2 protein-coding genes are annotated in these 3,340 nt (G+C 33.3%); one reads left to right on the plus strand and one right to left on the minus strand.

Features of this window, described 5'->3' with window-relative positions:
- A partial coding sequence (locus U9S71_RS20710; protein ID WP_326329762.1) for a TFIIB-type zinc ribbon-containing protein occupies window positions 1-287 on the plus strand: 287 nt, incomplete at its 5' end.
- A 297-nt stretch (window positions 288-584) separates the two neighbouring features.
- Here U9S71_RS20710 and U9S71_RS20715 read toward each other — a convergent pair.
- Window positions 585-3,275, minus strand: coding sequence for a hypothetical protein (locus U9S71_RS20715; RefSeq protein ID WP_326329763.1), 2,691 nt, complete (start codon window positions 3,273-3,275; stop codon window positions 585-587).
- Window positions 3,276-3,340 lie beyond the last annotated feature (65 nt).

Genomic DNA, 3,340 nt, shown 5'->3' on the forward strand with positions numbered 1-3,340 from the left:
CCAGTATCGACCGAAAACATCGGCCCCATATCTCCGAAATAGACACCTTGTTAATGTCGGTACGTAACCAAGTGGAAATCGATTACTGCCCCAAATGCCGCGGCATCTGGCTGGATCGCGGGGAATTGGATAAAATCATTGAACAGTCCGAAAAGGAATATCCACAAACCACCGGCAACCGGGACCCTTATCCCGACCGTCGTTATCAGGAAAGGGGCGACGACCGCCACGGGGGTTACCGAAAGAAGAAAAAGTCCTTTCTGGGCGATTTCTTCGATTTCGATTAAAGTAATCCACTAGTAACATATCTGCCCTTAGAAATGCAAAAAAGCCGTTTCTCCAGATGAAAAATGGCTTTCTATTGTGGTGACCCCGCTGGTACAAAACTCGAACCTTTTATTGGAGGATTTGAGGCGATTGAATCAGTTGAAAGATATACAAAATCAAGATAATATAAACATAGATAAGAATAATAAACTTATCCAAGTTAAAGGTCAAAACCAAAAGCGAAAACCAATGAAGTAGCGCTTATTATCTGTCCTTTTATAGAGAATAAATCCAAAATTAGATAATCTTAATGATATCTATAAATACAATTCTTGATCTCTATTATTTTCTAAAATGATTTCTTTTTCGATTTGTTTTATTTTATAGTTTGCCCAATCTCGTACATTTTCATGTTTGTGATTAATTAAGGTTTTAAATATCTCTAATTGTGATTTGAGCAAAGGAACAATAGATCCTGTCCAAGAATAAGTCCCCATGTTAGCATTTAATTCAGATAATACATTTTTAATATTTCCAAAATCATCTATTAGTTTCTGCGTTATAGGATGTAGTTGATTATATTGATTATTATGACCATCATATATTGGCACTAACATAGCTAACCTTTCCGGAGCTAATGGTATGTTTTCGTTAGCCCAATCAAAAATTGGCTTTATATCACTTTTAAATAATACACCAACTCTTCCAATGTATCCTCCAATCCTAGAACCAAGTATATATTTTAATCCATAGAATTTCACATATAAGTCATCAGTACCGATTAAATATCTACTTAGACTTGACCATATAGAATCAAAATATCGCGTTATTAAAACTTCATAGATTGATGATACATAATGATCTAGATGGTATGTGTTATTCCACGATATAGTCTCGATGATTGATTTATGAATAAAATCAGCAAACTCGGGGTCATTTTCTCTATTCAAAAAATCAATAATTATTGTTGAAATTCTGCTGTCATTAAGGTGTATGTGCTGTACATTTTCGTAAATAAAGGTTTTCATAAAGGAAACTAGCTCATCGGATAGTTCGTTAGAATTAAGAGTATATTTAAATAAAACTTCTATAGTTAATAAATATCCGTTTTTATTCTTTTCTGAGATCTTGGTTAAAAACTTTATAACCTCATCAGTGGTAATATTTAAAATAGGCTCTCTAAATGAATGCTTGATAAGTTCCTCAATGCTTTCGGGGTTATTTTCTAAATAAAAATAGATATAGTCGAAATATCTACCACCATCTTTATCTTGACTTATGAAATAATATAATGCAGTATTAGAGATTGAAGAGTCGATAATATTTTTATAAAAATAGTCTTTTGCCTCTGCTGATAAATTGAATATGAACCCTGCTAAAATAGTGTAATTGCGCTGTTCTGGTTTAATCGTTTCTAGCGCATTTATAGATTGACTAATAAACTTAATGACCTTTTTCTCATCATCTTTTATGATAGAATATATCTTCTGTCCAAAATAATAAGTGAAATTAGGTTTTGAAGCGTATAATATCAATAAATACTCTTCCCAAGAATAACCGTCTTTAATAAACTCCTCGGCTAGAGAATGGAAATATTGAACTTGATTTTCAAACGATGTATCTTCATGATCAAGATAGAAATTTTCAAAGCCATGCAAGAATCGATAGCTGAAGTCGTTTTTTGTAAGCTGTTGGATAAGTTTGTTTAAGTTTTCTCGATCCCTATCCGTTAAATATACGTCGTCAAATTTGTTTACTTGTTTTAACTCTCGTAGTCCCTCTTCACAGTCCCAATCTTTAACGTTAAATATATTATTCAGATAGTCCACTAATAAATCAAAACCATGATAAAGTGTAATTGAACGAATTGAATTGATGATCACTCCAATATAGTCTTCTTGTCTATCAGTTTTTTTAACTATACGATTTGAAAGTATATCCAATATACGTCGCCAATATCCAAATATTTCATCGTATGATTTCGGTTCATAATCCTTTAACTTTATCATTCCCTGTTCCTCTGCCCCAATCATCCTTCCGAAATGATTGGTACTTAAGGCTGAACTTGCGCATCGTAAGAACATCTTTTGCGCTTGATCGTGATTTTCACTATACTGGGAAAGCCATTCTAAGACTCTAAATCTTTGGTCTAAATCTGCTGAGGTACCAGCAAGATGTATCTTAAATAAATGAGTTATTTCACCACTTGCGTTATTCGACCATTTTTCATTTTCTGCAAGTGCAAATAAGAATAATGTTTTTGCACTTTGCTCAAATGTTCGATTATCAAAGCATAGTTTTTCTAATGCCCATATTAAATTTCTTCTTCCTTCATCAATATTAAATAGTTGTTCTATTGGCATATCTCCGAAAATACTCCATAAGGCATTTGATGTAGCTATTGGATTCACTTCTACAAATGAGCGAAAGAGGCGTGAACCCAATTCAGTGTTTAAAACTTTCGCATCATGAAAAGGGCCGAAATGTCCCACTAATTTATCGATGATTTCAATTGCCTTTGGATTAAAATTCAGATATCTCATTTGCTTGGCAAAAGAATCGGAAAGACTGGTCTTGTGTTCATGCTCTTCAATCATAGAGATTGAAGCAATAATTTCTGTCATCTTTTCAGATGAACAGGTTTCTAACCATTCTCCAGCTAGGTACATAGCGAGCGGAAAGGGACGCATACTAATGAATCTACCTCTACGTTCAAAAATCTGTCTATGTATATAGTGATTGCAGGTTTCAAGAAATCTATCTATTAAGACATTATCATCTTGAATATCAACACTTGTCAAGTTTTTATTTCTAGCAATATATTCTATTTGTTTTCTTTGGTCATCTTCAAAGCCGATATGGTTAAACAAAGAACAAGACTGTAGAATTTTTCTTTCATTCTGAAGCTTTCCTTTTTCACCGAGTAATTTGTCCAAGAGTTCCTTGTCATCTAGTTGCCCAATAAATTCGTTTCCTTGTTGAACGCTTTCGGAAAGTAATGTTGCCATCAAAGGAATTCCTTGAGAGAAATATAATTCCCCCCAATCATTGGACAGATTTTTTATAAACTAAG

The organism is Parapedobacter flavus (genome assembly GCF_035818675.1).
In the GTDB taxonomy this organism is placed as follows: Bacteria; Bacteroidota; Bacteroidia; order Sphingobacteriales; family Sphingobacteriaceae; genus Parapedobacter; species Parapedobacter flavus.

Coding starts and splice junctions, on each gene's coding strand:
- U9S71_RS20715 (WP_326329763.1), bottom strand. CDS start 3,275: ATGGCAACATTACTTTCCGAAAGCGTTCAACAAGGAAACGAATTTATT.